The sequence below is a fragment of the Aeromonas sp. 9A genome, assembly GCF_963900955.1.
GTDB lineage: Bacteria > Pseudomonadota > Gammaproteobacteria > Enterobacterales > Aeromonadaceae > Aeromonas > Aeromonas salmonicida.
The window spans coordinates 562909-578035 of record NZ_CAWRFG010000001.1 but is presented as its reverse complement, the minus strand read 5'-3'; the positions used below and the strand labels follow the sequence as shown (position 1 = coordinate 578035).

The following is a 15127-nucleotide window of genomic DNA, read 5'->3' as shown; positions in this document are numbered from 1 at the left end:
GGAGGCAGCTCAGGAGCCGCCGGTAAGGTCTCCCTGCTGCTTTGCCGTGGAGGCAAGGTGAACATGGCCCGGTGCCTTGGGTTATCGGCAAACAGCCCCGACCGGCTGATGATGGACTTCACGGTACCCAATGGCAGGCCGGCTATGTCAGACACCTCCCTCATTGAGTGCTGGCGGCGCAGTTCGAACACCCGCTCTCGTTGTTCGTTGGTCAATCTCAAGGCAACCCCCTGTTGCAGTAAAAGTGTGATCTCGATCGGCTGTCTGCACTCTATGTATGAAAAAAACGGTGGCTACAGTGGCTACGCGGCTACAACTCCCCTCTAGGCCGCGCCATTGCTGGGTTTGTCGTGTAGCCACTACCCAAAAAGGTGGTGGCTACAGGTGGCTACACACCTCTTACTCGGTGGCTACAGCCCCCTTTTGTAGCCACTGTAGCCAATGTGTAGCCACTAAAAATCAGCCTAGTGGCTACACCTCTATCCCTTGATACATAAGGCCTACAGAGGTGTTTTGTTGTGGTGTAGCCACTGTAGCCACCATTTTTTTTCTTCTTTCACGCGCGCGCCTGAGGCAGAAAAGGCAAGGGCCACACTCGGTGGCCCTCTGGTTCCAGTTGGCTGAGGTTATTCATCCTCCAAGCCATCCCCTTCATCACCCAATACTCGCTCACCCAGCACATAGACCCTCATCCCCTTACCCATGCCTGGCAATCTGACCTGTCGCTGGAGCCGCTTCTTGTCTTTGCCTGTCAGCAGATAGCCAGCCTCAAGGCTCAAGATGGCCGCTCGCTTGGGATCTCGCCCCTTGGTGATCTCAAGCCAGCCCTGGGGCAGCACAAAGAAGCTCACCCCATCCGACTCCACCTTGCGAAAGCCCACCATGTTGGCTGGACGATGGCTAGAGTCGAACCAGTCAGCAAAGCGCGTGAACTGGTGGGCAAAGACAAATCCACGAACCTGCATCAAGGTGGCTGCGTCCTCCTGGTTGCCCAGGTGCCCCCGTTCTGCCAGCCAAGCTTTGAGACAGACCCTCACCGCCCTGATGGCTTCCCCCTCTGGCCAGCCGGTCACCCCCAATCGGGTGGCCAGCTCCCCGGCTGCGGCCACCAGCGCAAACCGGTTGATGGCCCGCCCAACCTGATTACCCGCGCCCTTGGGAGTCAGCTCGGCTGCCAATTGCTTAATCTCGGCCCTCAGCCGCTCGCTCTGCTCCTCCATAGCCTGAGTCAGGGCATGGGCATAGGTGCGAAAAGCGATGCCGTGGTGTGCTTCTGTATTGGCTTTCAGGGTGTCGGCAAAGCTGCGGCCTCCATCCATGCCATGCAGCCACTCAAACGCGCCATGGTGCCCGGTATCGCTGGGGATCTGGATTGTCCGCACCTCCATCCCGGCCTGGGTACTCTTCCCAGCACTGGCGGCATGGTCCTCGAGGCTCAACTCACCGGTGGAGAGGAACAGCAACCGCCAGGCCTTACGCTCTCTCAGCTCGCCGTCCTGCTTACTGCGGCCCTTGCCTTGGCCGTTGGCCAGCATGTAGGCAGTCTGTCCTGCTTCCCGGCCGTCCAGCTCGCCCAGTTCATCCAGACAGAGCAAGGCATCATTACGCCGGCTAGCGATCCCCTCGATGGCATTACCTGTGGCACGCCAGGTTTGGGAATACCGATCCGGGTACCCATAAACACTCGCGGCCGCCTTCATCACGGTGGTCTTGCCGTCGGTACTCTCACCCTTGAGGTGGAAGCCACCGCCCTCCATGCCTACCAAGGAGAGCAAGGGAGCAGCAAAAGCGAGTGACAGCGCAAAGCAGAGCCGGGAGTTGCCCACGGCCAACCCTGCAACCCCCTGTTGCCAGCCGGCCAAGGTACCGCGCTCGGTAAAGTCGCTGGCGGTGTAGCCGGCGGTCTGCAGAATGACCCCTTCCGCATCCGGCCCAATGGCTCCACCAGGTAACACATAGGCATGGCCATGCCACCCAGTGCGCTCGACACAGGTGATCCGCCGCCTGGGCTGGCAGCTCATCAGGTAGGATGCAAGTTTGCGCTTATGACCAAGCTCGATGAAGGGCAAGCCCGCATCCAGCAGCGCGGCAAACACCTCCTCACCGTTGCGCGGGACCAGGGAACGCACCGGCATGGCCCACTGGCGCACCCGCCCCACGCTGTCCCGCCACTCCAACAAGCGGCCATAGCCGCGGCCTTGCTCATCAGCTGTCTCTGCCAGTACATGGACGGGGCTGGCAATGGGTACCCACTCTTGCCGGGCATCCTCCCCCCGGCCCACCATCGTTAAGGCACACAGGCGCGATCCCCGAACCTCGAACCCGGCAGGTAGATCTTGTCCATCCTCTGGATTGCCTTTCACCAAATGGAGTGGAGCCACATTGTCTGACCAGGGCGCGTCGTCCGATTGAGTGCCTGCCGCCAGTCTCTGCTCAAAGGCCACCACATCCACCAGCTGCCAAGGCTCGGCGTTCTGGCTCTGATGACCACGGTAAAGCTCTGCCCTAGGGGCTTGCTTGCGCAGTGCCACGATCAACCGCTTGGCTTTCTCGGGGGCCAGGTTGCCAAACTGGTGAATGATGACCCGCTTGGTGGCATCCCGATCGGCCATCTTGTAGAGGCGGGCCTCCTCATCCAGCTGGGCAGGCCCCACATACAGCGCCTGCTCTGGTTCCACCTCCGGATCAATAGGGTTATCTGTGGTTATAGCCTCGTTGTGGGCGCGCTGCAGGGTGGCCCTGATACCTGCATCCCGACTGGCTTGCTCACCGGTGTGGATCACGACCACCTGCAGATCGTCCAGGTCTGCAAACTTGAGGAAGGTACCGGCCCGGGATGGGGGACTGTTTTGATGACTAGAGCCTGAAGTTCCTTGGTATACCACTGTCATTGCATCGCCCTCCGCTTGCTCTCCTGGGTCAGCTCAACCACGGGGTCCTTTCCCTCTTCAAGCATCTGGTGAACATCGGCGCAGAAGGCGCAATACATCTGATCCACCACCAAGGCTCCCAGAGGAGTGAGCTCATCGTTCACCACCATATGCCGCAGCATCAGCAAAGCATCAGCTTGCCCCTGCTGCGCCCCGGCATGCTCCAGGTGAGCGCCCACGATGTTGTTATGGATGGCCATCGTCAGTGAGTCTGTAGCAAGGGGGAGCTGGATCCCCAGGTGGGTAAACACATTGCCCCGGGCGACCAAGTAGGCCTGTGCCAACTGATCCACCAGCTTATTTATCTCAGTCATGGTATCCCCCTGTTGCATTGCTCTCGCCTGTTTGTTTCTGGGCCTTGGTCAGACGCCTGAACAGCTCTCGCAGCACCGCGGGACGCTGCGGATTGCGCGATAACTCGTGCCACATACGGACATTGAGGGCATTGATCAGTCGATTACTCATGGCGGGCACCTCCCAGCAGAACAACAACCAGCTCCTTGAACGCCCGATCATCTAAACCGGCTTTCAGTTCTCGAGCCTCTTTAGCGGTGACAGCCACCGCGGCGCCTTTGGTTTGGGCAAGAAAATGATCCCGGTCACTTCGACACATGAAGGCACTCAGGCTGCCTTGTTGTGACCGTTTCCCAGTACGTGGATGAGTCGGGCCGATGAAGGTGGCCGGCGAGCTGCCATTGGCCCATGCGAAGTAGGTCATGCCAGCACCTCCTGGCAGAGCCCAACCTCAATACGCAGGGCATCGAGCAAAGCATGGAACTGAGCCCGCTCCTGGCGGCATAAATCGGTTTGTTCCAGAACGTTGGCAAACTGCTCGAGCAGGGAATCCAGACGGGATGGGGTGAACTTGGTCATGCTGCCACCTCCTTGCTAGGGGTGCGGGACATAAACACCAACGACAAGCCAGGCAAGTTGGCGCGGGCTTGAGCCTCGGTGTTGGCGATGATGCAGACAATGCGGATACGACGAAGCTCTGCCAAGCGGCAGACACGGGGACACTGGATCAGGAAGGTGAATATTTTGGGTAAAGCTGGGATGGGGACAGTAGCCATGATGGCAGCCTCCGTAGTGGTCAGATTTTCTCTGCCACCGGAAGACGCCAATCTCCAACTGGTGGCAGCCCGGACAAGGTTGGCGTAACTGGTCACTACGGAACCCAGCGCCCCTTGCGAGGCCCTCGCCCGAACCGCCATAACACTGTAGGGGCCACCGACCAGGTAGGCCAGCAGCGCCCCAAGAAATGAGGAACGAGTACCGACAAAAAACCACGCTAGAGCGTGGGTCGGCTCCGTAGATATTTTCGAGACGCCAATCTCGGCAGCGGATTTTGCCGTTGCGTGGAGAATCGTACCCTGTTGGAAGTTGTGGGACAAGCCCACCCCTTGGAATTTGGGCAAAGCTTCGCCCTGGGCAATGAGCCCATAATGTTTTGGCATGAAATACCTCGGGGTTAAGCGGCGGGAGGAAGGGGGACTGCTGCCGGCGTGCGAGCGCACAGAGTGGCAGCGTAGTCATCTGCCAATGGGGCAGCCTGGCGCTGGTGTCGCCAGTGGTTGATCAGTGCCACCAACTTATGGGCTTGATCACGGTCAGCCAGCCAATAGCGCTTGAAGCGAGTCGTCCCGCCGCCGCTATGCTGGTGCTCAAAAAACGCATCAGTGATAGCTACCCCGTGGTTTCGACGGAGTAGGCCAATGCTGTTACGCAAGTTGAGGTCATGGAGCCCAGCCAGGCCTGACAAAGCGCTGACGCCCTGGGCTCCCTGCTCCAGCAGGTGGGTGGCGACCAATTCGTACTTGGTAATATGCTGACCCTGCTCAAGCTGGGTCGTGCCGTTCGCGGTACGGCCTTTTTCGTTTTGCATCTTTCCCTCCTTACGCTGCTTGACCTTGAGCGTTGATCCACTCGTGAACCTCTTCACAGCGCCAGGCTGTGACCCGGACTCCCAGCTTGATTGGCTTAGGGAACTTGCCTTCACCAACCATCCTCCACAGCGTTGACTTGCTGAACGGTAACGGGCCCACCTTGCTTGCCGTGGTAACCAGTTGTGCCTCTCGAATAAACCCTGTTTCCGGTATTTTCATGTGAGTTCTCCTGAAATGAAAAAGCCCGACACAGTGGTCGGGCTTGAAAGGGATAAAGCAGTTGTTGTTGATGATGAATGATGCTGATTTTGACTTGGGATTCTCCAACGCAAAAACTCGGCACGATGGCCGAGTTTGGATATGTTTGGGTATGAAAAAGGCCCAATCTCTAAAGAATGGGCCATGATGGGTAAATCCTAACGCTGGTGTGATAACGAGTCAAGCGGTCGCTTAACGTCCCGCCCCCTCCTACCGCTTACCCTGCTCTGTGGAAGTTCACCGGGCGAACATTGCCACCCTGTTGCGATTCATAGAAATCAGCCAGCCACTGCAAGAGCTTGCGCCGGTCGTCCAGGTACTCCGCTCGATGGTAGGCCGCCCGCACCTTGTTACGCTCAGCATGGGCAAGCTGACGCTCAATGACATCCGGATCAAAGCCTTCCTCGTTGAGGGTGGTGGATGCCAAAGCCCGAAAGCCGTGTGGGGTGGCAATCCCCTTGTAGCCCATCCGTCCCATGGCATAACTCAGCGTGTTCTCACTCATGGGGTCGGTCAGCTTACGCTCACTCGGGAACAGCAGCTCACAATGCCCTGATACCTGGCGCAGCTCCTCAAGCACAGCAAGAGCCTGTCGGGATAGCGGTACGATATGGGGAGCCCGCATCTTCATCCGCTCAGCCGGGATCCGCCATTCGGCTCGCTCGATGTCGAACTCATCCCAGCGAGCAAAACGGACCTCACCAGGGCGAGTCATAGTCAGCATCAGCAGATGGAAAGCTAGACGGGTTGCGGGGTTCAACGGCTCAGCAGCCAAGCGTCGGTAAAATTCCGGCAGTTCAGCCCGCGGCAGTGCCGGCCGATGTTCCTGCTTGGTGGCCCTGAGAGCCCCTTTCAAATCCTGGGCCGGGTTGTAGCTTGCCCGCCCAGTCTGGATGGCATAACGCATGATTGAACTGATCCGCTGCAGTACCCGTCCAGCGGTCTCGGTGGCTCCCCTTGCCTCTACCTTGCGCAGAGCATCCAACATGATGGGAGCTGTCAGCTCAGAAACTGGCACCAGCCCTAAGTCTGGAAAGGCATCCACTTCCAAGGACTCGATCACCCTCTTGGCATGACCTGGACTCCAGATAGCTAACTGACTCTGGTGCCACTCTCTGGCTATGGCCTCAAAGTTGTGCTCGCTGGCAAGCCGGCTGGCAACCTTGCTCTGCTTACGAGCAAGGCTGGGGTCGATACCTTCCGCCAATTGCCTGCGGGCATCCTCACGCTTAACTCTTGCCTCTTTCAGAGAAACCTCTGGGTAGACCCCCAGAGCCAGCACCTTCTCTTTGCCACCGAAGCGGAACTTGAGGCGCCAGTATTTTCCGGACGAAGTGACCAGCAAGAACAGGCCCTTTTCATCAGACAGCTTCTGCTGTTTGCCATTGAACTTGGCTTGTCGGGCAGCGGTATCGGATAGCGGCATGGGGGTATCTCCCGTTTTAACTTGGGGGTACGTGACAGACGCTGGGGGTATAAGTCGCAACTCCACAGGCCAGGAATGGCAAGGGATAGCGAGCTGTGGGGGTACTTTTTACCCCTTCTAGGGACTGTACCCCCAGAGATACCCCCAGAAATGGGGGGATGTCATGAGGCTTTATGATACGACAAGAGACAACAAAAAACCCGCAAGCCTTACGCTATGCGGGTTTCTGGTCTGCCGTGGTACGGCATGAAACTGTAATATGGTGCCCGGGGTCGGACTCGAACCGACACGATTATTCATCGGCGGATTTTGAATCCGCTGCGTCTACCGATTTCGCCACCCGGGCAACTGCGAGGGATTATACGAATGGCGCGATGCCATGCAAGGTGTTTTTCTTGTGCACGCTCTCGTTTGCTCATTTATTCAACGCCTTGCCGATGCAAGGTCAGTTACATAGAATGCCCGCATCATATTAATGGAATAAAAACGATGGCCAAGCGTACACCCGTTTCACCAAAACCTGTCTCTACCGCTACCCCGCACTACCCGTCGGCGGGTCTGCTACGCCGCCTCGGCGCTCTGCTCTATGACTATCTGGTGGTCATCTCTTTGCTGATCATCGCAGGCTTTATCGGTATGGGGGTAGCGCATCTGCTGCTGGCAACCGGCGCAGCTACCCTTCCGGAAGGCAAAGACGCGTCCTGGTTGCTGACCAGTCCGATCTACAGCGCCTGGCTCGCCTTCATCATCTGCGGTTTCTACACCTGGTTCTGGACCCGTGCCGGTCAGACCATAGGCATGCGCGCCTGGCGACTGCGCATCCAGAATGCGGATGGCAGCAACATCCGCATCACCCAGGCCCTGATCCGGCTGGCGACGGCGGCATTCGGCCTTGGCAACCTGATGTGTCTGTTCAACCGCAAGGCACCCCGCGCCTTTCAGGACATCTGGTCCGAGTGCGAAGTGGTGGTGTTGAGCAAGCAGGAGAACCTGGAGCAGCTGAACAAGTGAGCTGGCGAGCAGGATATGAATAACAAGAAGGGCACCCAGTGGGTGCCCTTCTTGTTTGGTCTATGCAGGCCGCTACTGTTTGCGGCTCAAGATATAGAAGGAGATACCGCCAAACAACAGACTGGGAGCAATGGCGGCCAGGATCGGCGGCACTGCGTACACCAGACTGATGGGCCCGAACACACGATCGCTCACATAGACGGCGAAACCTGTCATGATCCCCATCAGCATGCGAGCCCCCATGCTCACCGAGCGCAGCGGGCCGAAGATGAAGGAGGAAGCGAGCAGTATCATGGCCACCACGGAGAGCGGCGACAACAGCTTGCGCCACATCTCCAGCTTGTAACGCCCGGCGTCCTGCTTGTTGGCATCGAGATAGCCGATGTAGTCGAGCAGACCGGCAACCGGCAGGTTTTCTGGGTCGATACTCACCACCCCGAGCTGCTTGGGCGTGAGCTCGGAGCTCCACTCCATCTGGGCCTGCGTCTCGCTCAGGATCTGCGCGGGATCGTCAAAACGGGTGATCTGAACCTGCTTGAGCAGCCAGTGATGCTGCTCAAACACGCCTTCGCGAGCCTGGAGGATATCGATCAGTTTACGCTCTGGCGTGAAGCGATAGAGGGTGATGCCGGTCAGTGCACCATCGTTGCGCACCCCATTGATATTGACGAAGTTGTTGCCATCACGTGCCCAGACCCCATAAGCAGAAACAGTCAATCTTCCCTCTGACAGCGCGCCAGCCTTGACGTCGTCGGCCATCCGCTTGGCGATGGGCGCCACGTATTCACCCATCAATCCCACCAGTATCATCAAGGGAATAGCGGTTTTGAGCGCCGCCATCACGATACTGATCTTGGAGCGGCCCGCCGCCTGCATCACCACCAGCTCAGAGCTGGTCGCCAGTTGGCCCAGCCCTATGAGTCCGCCCAGCAGGGCAGCCAGCGGGAAGAACTGAACCGCCTCCTTGGGCATGGAGAGCAGGACGTAATAGAGGGCATTGATCATGTCGTAGTTGCCTTCCCCGACCGACCTGAGCTGCTCCACATACTTGATGAGTGCAGCCAATCCGACCAGGGTCAGTTCACACAGCAGGATCGACATGAAAATGACCCTGCCGATATATCTATCGAGAATGCCAAACATCAGGCGAGATTCCTAAGTTGCAGCATCATGCTGATTTTCTGTTGAAATAACGCCCTTTCACTCCGTTCCACCAACTGGTGCCCTGCAAGTTGAGCGGCAGACCGATCAACAGCAGATAGACCAGGGGCACCAGGAACATACCCGGCCAATGGGGCAGACGTCCGCTGTCGATGGCCGAGCGCGCCGCGCTGAGCAACAGGAAGTAGGAGAGATAGAGCAAGATGGCCGGCAGCAGCTTGGCATAACGGCCCTGACGGGGGTTGACCCGCGCCAGTGGCACCACCAGGAAGGTGAGCACCAGAATGGAGAGCGGCAACGAGATACGCCACTGCAGCTCGGCCATCATGCTGTTGTCCTGAGTCCCCAGCAGCTCGACCGTCGGCCTGGCGGCCGCCTTGCGGTTGGAACGCTCCATCTCCTGCTGACGGATCACCAGACTGTACTCGTCAAATTCGGAGATCTGGAACTGCCTGGTGCTGAAGTGCCCCTCATACCGAGAACCATCTTTCAGGGTCAACCATTGCAGGCCATTGCTGTCGAGGGTCACCACCCCTTCCGTCGCGACCACCACAGAGGGCGGCTTGCCATCATGGGAACGTTGCAGCACGAAGATTTTCTGCAGCAGAGACCCCTTGTCATTCAACTCCTGGATGTAGGCAACGAGGCGTCCCTTGTCGAGCTCCATGAAGCGACCCGCCTGCAGGAAGGAGATACCCGGATCGGCCTTGAATTCATCGATCACCTGATACTCCCGCTCCTTGGCCTGGGGAGCTATCCAGCCGGTGTTGAAGGCCGCAACGGCGGCCGTCAACAGGGCCAGTACCATGGCGCAGCGCATCACGAAGCGGTGGCTGAATCCCACCGCATGCAGCACCGTCATCTCACTTTCGGCATACAGGCGCCCGTGAGCAAACAAGATGGCTAAAAACAGGCTGATAGGCAGCATCAACAACGCCATATTGGGCAGGTTGAGCAGCAACAGGGTGGAAACCAGGCGTGTCGGTACCTCGCCATCGGCGGCATCGCCGATGATCTTGATAAATTGTTGGCTGACAAAGATAAGCAGCAATACGAATAACACTGCCAGCTGCGTTTTCAGGGTTTCCCTGAACAAATATCGGAAAACGATCACAGTCATTCCCAAGTAAACTTGTGTTTTTAGTCGAATGCCTGAAAAATAGGGCCGTATATTGGATTTTTACCAGTTTGAACTGCGGAGCCTATGGCTGTTCGCTCCGCCTCTGATACCCCAACAAGCACCGCATTATTCAATAAAAGGTGCCTTTTGTCTTTAGGATGTAGGAGATTCCATGGAGTTCAGTGTAAAGAGTGGCAGTCCTGAGAAGCAACGCAGTGCTTGCGTCGTGGTCGGCGTATTCGAGCCCCGTCGTCTCTCTCCGGTTGCCGAACAACTGGACAAGATCAGCGATGGCTACATCAGCTCGCTGCTGCGCCGTGGCGACCTGGAAGGGAAACCAGGCCAGATGCTGTTGCTGCATCAAGTACCAGGCGTGCTCAGTGAGCGCGTGCTGCTGGTCGGTTGTGGCAAGGAGCGGGAACTCGACGAACGCCAGTACAAGCAGATCATCAACAAGACCATCACCACCCTGAACGAAACCGGCTCCATGGAGGCTGTCTGCTTCCTGACCGAGTTGCACGTCAAGGGGCGGGATACCTATTGGAAGGTGCGTCAGGCGGTAGAAACCACCAAGGCGGGCCTCTACAACTTTGATCAGTTCAAGACCAACAAGGCCGAGCCGCGCCGCCCGCTGCGCAAGCTGGTATTCAATGTGCCGACGCGTCGGGAACTGACCATTGGTGAAAAAGCCATCGCCCACGGTCTGGCCGTGGCGAAAGGAGTCCGAGTCTGCCGCGACGTGGCCAACATGCCGCCCAACGTCTGCAATCCGGCCTATCTGGCCTCCCAGGCCCGCCGTCTGGCAGACTCTTTCGACAATATCACCACCAAGGTGATCGGCGAGCAGGAGATGGCCGAGCTCGGCATGAACTCCTATCTGGCGGTAGCCCGTGGCTCCGAAAATGAAGCCATGATGGCCATCATCGAATACAAGGGCAACGCCGATGCCAAGCCCATAGTGCTGGTCGGCAAGGGTCTGACCTTCGATTCGGGCGGCATCTCCATCAAGCCGGCCGAAGGCATGGACGAGATGAAGTACGACATGGGCGGCGCCGCCTCCGTGCTCGGTACCATGCATGCCCTGGCACAGTTGCAGCTGCCCATCAATGTCATCGGCGTACTGGCGGGTTGCGAGAACATGCCGGGTGGCAACGCCTATCGCCCGGGTGACATCCTCACCTCCATGTCCGGCCAGACCATTGAAGTGCTGAACACGGATGCGGAAGGCCGTCTGGTGCTGTGCGATGCGCTGACCTATGTGGACCGTTACGATCCCGAGACCGTCATCGACGTGGCCACCCTGACCGGTGCCTGCATCATAGCGCTGGGCCACCACACCACGGGTCTGCTGGCCAACCACAACCCGCTGGCTCACGAACTGCTCAATGCCTCCGAGCAGGCTGGCGATCGCGCCTGGCGCCTGCCGCTGTTCGACGAGTATCAGGAACAGCTGGAGAGCCCGTTTGCCGACATGGCCAACATAGGCGGGCGTCCGGCCGGCACCATTACCGCTGCCGCCTTCCTGTCACGCTTCACCAAGAAGTACAACTGGGCCCACCTGGATATCGCCGGGACTGCCTGGAAGAGTGGCAAGGACAAAGGCTCCACCGGTCGTCCGGTTCCCCTGCTGACCCAGTTCCTGCTCAACCGGGCAGGCGTGGATATCGAAGAAAAAGAGTAACTCCCCTGCCCCTTTCGATGAATGCATCGGAAGCCCGGGAGTTGCCCAGTACCACAAGGAAGAGGCCCGCCTCTTCCTTGTTTCATTCTTGAATCAGTGAGCAGCAGGCGGGAAAACTCCCTGTCAGCCTCTTCGGCGGTCAATAGTCCGTCACCGCAAAACGGGATCAACCTGATGAGCCAAGTGACTTTTTACCTGATGAACGAACAGGATGACGCACAGGCCAGCGCCGTCGAATGGCTCGCCTGCCAACTGGCGGCCGAGTCGTGGGGCGCAGGCCACCTCTACCTGTTTTGCGACGATGAGGCCCAGGCACTGCGCCTGGACGAGCTGCTGTGGCAACTGCCACCGGAGCGTTTCGTGCCGCACCAGTTGCAAGGCGAGAGCGGTCAGGCGCCGGTGGAGATAGGCCATCAGCCGCCGAAACGGCGCTACGCCCGCCTCATCAATCTGGCCAGAGAGACACCTTTGTTTGCAGGACACTTCGCTCAAGTGGTAGATTTTGTCCCCACTGACGAAACGCAAAAGCAGCAAGCCCGCGAGCGCTACAAGCACTATCGCCAGGCAGGCCATGCCCTCGAGATGAGGGATCAGCCCGTCCTTGCCGCACCGGATCCGGCGCAGCCCTGACTGCACCACCCTCGATCCACGACGAATCAACACCAGACTTCATCCATCCAGATTACGGCGAGACCATGGAAAAGACTTTTAATCACAACGCCATCGAACAGGCGCTCTATCAGCACTGGGAAGCCCAGGGTTACTTCAAGCCCCACGGCGACACCAGCAAAGACTCCTTCTGCATCATGATCCCGCCGCCGAACGTCACCGGCAGCCTGCACATGGGTCACGCCTTCCAGCAAACCCTGATGGATACCCTGATCCGCTACAACCGCATGCAGGGCAAGAACACCCTGTGGCAGGCGGGCACCGACCACGCCGGTATCGCCACCCAGATGGTGGTGGAACGCAAGATCGCCGCCGAAGAGGGCAAGACCCGTCACGATTACGGCCGTGATGCCTTCATCGACAAGATCTGGCAGTGGAAGGAAGAGTCCGGTGGCACCATCACCCGCCAGATGCGCCGTCTGGGCGACTCCGTGGACTGGGAGCGCGAGCGCTTCACCATGGATGAGGGTCTCTCGAGCGCCGTGCAGGAAGTGTTCGTCCGTCTCTACGAAGATGGCCTCATGTACCGCGGCAAGCGTCTGGTGAACTGGGATCCGAAACTCAACACCGCCATCTCCGACCTGGAAGTGGAAAACCGCGAGATCAAGGGCCACATGTGGCACCTTCGCTATCCGCTGGCCAACGGCGCCAAGACCGCCGAGGGTCAGGATCACCTGATCGTCGCCACCACCCGTCCGGAAACCATGCTGGGCGATACCGCCGTGGCCGTGAACCCGGAAGATCCCCGTTACAAAGCGCTGATCGGCCAGCACATACTGCTGCCACTGGTGAACCGTCTGATCCCCATCGTTGCCGACGAGCACGCCGACATGGAGAAGGGCACCGGCTGCGTGAAGATCACCCCGGCTCACGACTTCAACGATAACGAAGTGGGCAAGCGCCACAACCTGCCGATGATCAACATCTTCACCCTGGACGCCCACGTGCGCGCCGAGGCCGAAGTGGTCGACACCAACGGCAACCCCAGCACCGCTTACGACGCCACCCTGCCGAGCGAGTTCGCCGGAATGGAGCGCTTCGCCGCCCGCAAGGCCATTGTGGCCAAGCTGGATGAGCTGGGCCTGTTGGCTGAAATCAAGGATCACGTGCTGCAGCAGCCTTACGGCGATCGCGGTGGCGTGCCCATCGAGCCGATGCTGACCGACCAGTGGTACGTGCGCGTGGCGCCGATGGCCAAGACCGCCATCGAAGCGGTGGAAGATGGCCGCATCCAGTTCGTACCCAAGCAGTACGAGAACATGTACTTCTCCTGGATGCGCGACATTCAGGACTGGTGCGTCTCCCGCCAGCTGTGGTGGGGTCACCGCATCCCTGCCTGGTATGACGACGCCGGCAACGTCTACGTGGGCCGTGACGAGGCAGAAGTGCGTGCCAAGCACAGCATACCGTCCGTGACAGTGCTGCGTCAGGACGAAGACGTGCTCGACACCTGGTTCAGCTCCGCTCTGTGGACCTTCTCCACCCTGGGCTGGCCGAACAACACCGAAGCGCTCAAGACCTTCCACCCGACCGACGTACTGATGAGCGGCTTCGACATCATCTTCTTCTGGATCGCCCGGATGATCATGATGACCATGCACTTCATCAAGGACGAAAACGGCCAGCCGCAAGTCCCGTTCAAGACCGTCTACATCACGGGTCTGATCCGTGACGAAGAAGGCCAGAAGATGTCCAAGTCCAAGGGCAACGTGCTGGATCCCCTCGACATGATCGACGGCATCTCGCTGGAAGACCTGATGGAGAAACGCACCGGCAACATGATGCAGCCGCAGATGGCCGAGAAGATCGGCAAGCGTACCGCCAAGCAGTTCCCGGAAGGGATCGAGGCTCACGGCACCGATGCCCTGCGCTTCACCCTGGCGGCGCTGGCCTCTACCGGTCGTGACATCAACTGGGACATGAAGCGCCTGGACGGTTACAACAACTTCTGCAACAAGCTGTGGAACGCCTCCCGCTACGTGTTGATGAACACCGAAGATCAGGATTGCGGCTTCTCTTCACAAGGCAATGGCGGCGAAATGCAGTTCAGCCTGGCGGATCGCTGGATCCAGTCCCAGCTGCAGGTCGCCATCCGCGACTTCCGCACCGCGCTCGATACCTACCGCTTCGACATCGCGGCTGGCGTGCTGTACGAATTTATCTGGAACCAGTTCTGCGACTGGTATCTGGAGCTGACCAAGCCGGTACTGGGCAAAGGCTCCGAGGCCGAGCAGCGCGCCACCCGTCACACCTTGGTGACTGTGCTGGAAACCCTGCTGCGTCTGGCGCACCCGATCATCCCGTTCATCACCGAAACCATCTGGAAATCGGTGGCGCCGCTGACCGGCGTGCACGCCGACACCATCATGCTGCAAGCCTTCCCCGAGTTCGATGCCGCCAAGGTAGACGACGCTGCGATGGCGGATCAGGAGTGGGTGAAGGAGTTTATCGTCGGCATTCGCAACATCCGCGCCGAGATGAACGTGGCGCCGAGCGTGGCCTTGAACGTGCTGCTCAAGTGCGATGCCAAGGACACCCAGCGCGCCGGTGACAACGAGGCTTTCCTCAAGTCCCTGGCCCGTCTGGAGTCCATCCGCGTACTGGCGGACGGCGAAGTGGCGCCCCTGTCGGTGAAGAAGCTGATCGGTGCCACCGAGCTGATGATCCCCATGGCTGGCCTCATCGACAAGGATGCCGAACTGACCCGTCTGGCCAAAGAAGTGGCCAAGCTGGTCGGTGAATGCGCCCGTATCGAAGGCAAGCTCGGCAACGAAGCCTTCGTGGCCAAGGCACCGGAAGCCGTCATTGCCAAGGAGCGCGAGAAGCTGGAAGAGTACCGTGCCCAGCTGGTGACGCTCGAGGCACAGCAGGTAGAGATCGCCGCCCTGTAAGTCGGCTGCAGTCCTGACAAAGCCCCCTTTTCACAGGGGGCTTTTGTTTATCTGCCCCATCCCTGCGGGTTTGCTCACATTTTCATACAAATTTAGC

The 15127-nt window shown here is 58.9% G+C and carries 15 protein-coding genes and 1 tRNA gene; 4 read left to right on the top strand and 12 right to left on the bottom strand.

From position 1 onward, the window contains the following. Window positions 1-626: 626 nt before the first annotated feature. From AACX78_RS02855 to AACX78_RS02810, 10 genes are all read right to left on the bottom strand, one after another. Window positions 627-2891: a DUF927 domain-containing protein gene (locus AACX78_RS02855; RefSeq protein ID WP_159165323.1), complete on the bottom strand. Its 2265-nt coding sequence runs from the start codon at window positions 2889-2891 to the stop codon at window positions 627-629. Further along, window positions 2888-3244: a hypothetical protein gene (locus tag AACX78_RS02850; protein ID WP_159165322.1), complete on the bottom strand. Its 357-nt coding sequence runs from the start codon at window positions 3242-3244 to the stop codon at window positions 2888-2890. Before AACX78_RS02850 ends, AACX78_RS02855 begins: the two co-directional genes overlap by 4 nt. Next, the gene (locus AACX78_RS02845; RefSeq protein WP_159165321.1) at window positions 3237-3395 is read right to left on the bottom strand and encodes a hypothetical protein; all 159 of its coding nucleotides are present in this window, start codon (window positions 3393-3395) and stop codon (window positions 3237-3239) included. Before AACX78_RS02845 ends, AACX78_RS02850 begins: the two co-directional genes overlap by 8 nt. Next, on the bottom strand, window positions 3388-3648 hold the full coding sequence (locus tag AACX78_RS02840; RefSeq protein ID WP_159165320.1) for a hypothetical protein: 261 nt from the start codon (window positions 3646-3648) through the stop codon (window positions 3388-3390). Before AACX78_RS02840 ends, AACX78_RS02845 begins: the two co-directional genes overlap by 8 nt. Continuing rightward, window positions 3645-3803, bottom strand: coding sequence for a hypothetical protein (locus AACX78_RS02835; RefSeq protein WP_159165319.1), 159 nt, complete (start codon window positions 3801-3803; stop codon window positions 3645-3647). The genes AACX78_RS02840 and AACX78_RS02835 overlap by 4 nt, the downstream gene beginning before the upstream one ends. Further along, window positions 3800-4384, bottom strand: coding sequence for an ash family protein (locus tag AACX78_RS02830; protein ID WP_159165318.1), 585 nt, complete (start codon window positions 4382-4384; stop codon window positions 3800-3802). Before AACX78_RS02830 ends, AACX78_RS02835 begins: the two co-directional genes overlap by 4 nt. 14 nt (window positions 4385-4398) lie before the next feature. Next, window positions 4399-4812 carry a hypothetical protein gene (locus AACX78_RS02825; RefSeq protein WP_159165317.1) on the bottom strand — a complete coding sequence of 138 codons (414 nt, stop codon included), beginning with the start codon at window positions 4810-4812 and terminating at the stop codon, window positions 4399-4401. A gap of 10 nt (window positions 4813-4822) precedes the next feature. Beyond that, the gene (locus AACX78_RS02820) at window positions 4823-5032 is read right to left on the bottom strand and encodes a helix-turn-helix transcriptional regulator (protein WP_111588970.1); all 210 of its coding nucleotides are present in this window, start codon (window positions 5030-5032) and stop codon (window positions 4823-4825) included. Between the two features lie 256 nt (window positions 5033-5288). Further along, the gene (locus AACX78_RS02815; RefSeq protein ID WP_005902375.1) at window positions 5289-6497 is read right to left on the bottom strand and encodes a tyrosine-type recombinase/integrase; all 1209 of its coding nucleotides are present in this window, start codon (window positions 6495-6497) and stop codon (window positions 5289-5291) included. A 260-nt stretch (window positions 6498-6757) separates the two neighbouring features. Continuing rightward, window positions 6758-6843: transfer RNA gene (locus AACX78_RS02810), tRNA-Leu, on the bottom strand. Window positions 6844-6986: 143 nt separating this feature from the next. On the opposite strand from AACX78_RS02810, the gene AACX78_RS02805 reads away from it, so the two are divergent. After that, a complete protein-coding gene (locus AACX78_RS02805) occupies window positions 6987-7508 on the top strand; it encodes an RDD family protein (protein WP_021140994.1) in 522 nt (173 codons plus the stop codon). A 72-nt stretch (window positions 7509-7580) separates the two neighbouring features. Here the strand turns inward: AACX78_RS02805 and lptG are convergent, their stop codons facing one another. Both lptG and lptF read right to left on the bottom strand, forming a co-directional pair. Beyond that, window positions 7581-8651 (bottom strand): LPS export ABC transporter permease LptG, encoded by a 1071-nt coding sequence (gene lptG, locus AACX78_RS02800; RefSeq protein ID WP_059112534.1) that lies wholly within the window; start codon window positions 8649-8651, stop codon window positions 7581-7583. Window positions 8652-8676: 25 nt separating this feature from the next. Beyond that, complete coding sequence (gene lptF, locus AACX78_RS02795; protein ID WP_201302763.1) at window positions 8677-9789, bottom strand: LPS export ABC transporter permease LptF; 1113 nt, start codon at window positions 9787-9789, stop codon at window positions 8677-8679. Window positions 9790-9961: 172 nt separating this feature from the next. On the opposite strand from lptF, the gene pepA reads away from it, so the two are divergent. The 3 genes from pepA (at window position 9962) to AACX78_RS02780 (ending at window position 15030) form a co-directional block, all read left to right on the top strand. Continuing rightward, the gene (pepA, locus tag AACX78_RS02790) at window positions 9962-11470 is read left to right on the top strand and encodes a leucyl aminopeptidase (protein WP_005315741.1); all 1509 of its coding nucleotides are present in this window, start codon (window positions 9962-9964) and stop codon (window positions 11468-11470) included. Between the two features lie 174 nt (window positions 11471-11644). Continuing rightward, complete coding sequence (locus tag AACX78_RS02785; RefSeq protein WP_021140996.1) at window positions 11645-12100, top strand: DNA polymerase III subunit chi; 456 nt, start codon at window positions 11645-11647, stop codon at window positions 12098-12100. Window positions 12101-12165: 65 nt separating this feature from the next. Further along, window positions 12166-15030: a valine--tRNA ligase gene (locus tag AACX78_RS02780; protein WP_159165314.1), complete on the top strand. Its 2865-nt coding sequence runs from the start codon at window positions 12166-12168 to the stop codon at window positions 15028-15030. Window positions 15031-15127 lie beyond the last annotated feature (97 nt).

Excerpts from the sequence above, each read along its gene's own strand:
- AACX78_RS02850 (WP_159165322.1), bottom strand. The coding sequence starts at position 3,244 with ATGACTGAGATAAATAAGCTGGTGGATCAGTTGGCACAGGCCTACTTG.
- AACX78_RS02845 (WP_159165321.1), bottom strand. The coding sequence starts at position 3,395 with ATGAGTAATCGACTGATCAATGCCCTCAATGTCCGTATGTGGCACGAG.
- AACX78_RS02825 (WP_159165317.1), bottom strand. The coding sequence starts at position 4,812 with ATGCAAAACGAAAAAGGCCGTACCGCGAACGGCACGACCCAGCTTGAG.
- AACX78_RS02830 (WP_159165318.1), bottom strand. The coding sequence starts at position 4,384 with ATGCCAAAACATTATGGGCTCATTGCCCAGGGCGAAGCTTTGCCCAAA.
- AACX78_RS02815 (WP_005902375.1), bottom strand. The coding sequence starts at position 6,497 with ATGCCGCTATCCGATACCGCTGCCCGACAAGCCAAGTTCAATGGCAAA.
- AACX78_RS02780 (WP_159165314.1), top strand. The coding sequence starts at position 12,166 with ATGGAAAAGACTTTTAATCACAACGCCATCGAACAGGCGCTCTATCAG.
- AACX78_RS02855 (WP_159165323.1), bottom strand. The coding sequence starts at position 2,891 with ATGACAGTGGTATACCAAGGAACTTCAGGCTCTAGTCATCAAAACAGT.
- AACX78_RS02820 (WP_111588970.1), bottom strand. The coding sequence starts at position 5,032 with ATGAAAATACCGGAAACAGGGTTTATTCGAGAGGCACAACTGGTTACC.
- AACX78_RS02835 (WP_159165319.1), bottom strand. The coding sequence starts at position 3,803 with ATGACCAAGTTCACCCCATCCCGTCTGGATTCCCTGCTCGAGCAGTTT.
- pepA (WP_005315741.1), top strand. The coding sequence starts at position 9,962 with ATGGAGTTCAGTGTAAAGAGTGGCAGTCCTGAGAAGCAACGCAGTGCT.
- AACX78_RS02805 (WP_021140994.1), top strand. The coding sequence starts at position 6,987 with ATGGCCAAGCGTACACCCGTTTCACCAAAACCTGTCTCTACCGCTACC.
- lptF (WP_201302763.1), bottom strand. The coding sequence starts at position 9,789 with ATGACTGTGATCGTTTTCCGATATTTGTTCAGGGAAACCCTGAAAACG.
- AACX78_RS02785 (WP_021140996.1), top strand. The coding sequence starts at position 11,645 with ATGAGCCAAGTGACTTTTTACCTGATGAACGAACAGGATGACGCACAG.
- lptG (WP_059112534.1), bottom strand. The coding sequence starts at position 8,651 with ATGTTTGGCATTCTCGATAGATATATCGGCAGGGTCATTTTCATGTCG.
- AACX78_RS02840 (WP_159165320.1), bottom strand. The coding sequence starts at position 3,648 with ATGACCTACTTCGCATGGGCCAATGGCAGCTCGCCGGCCACCTTCATC.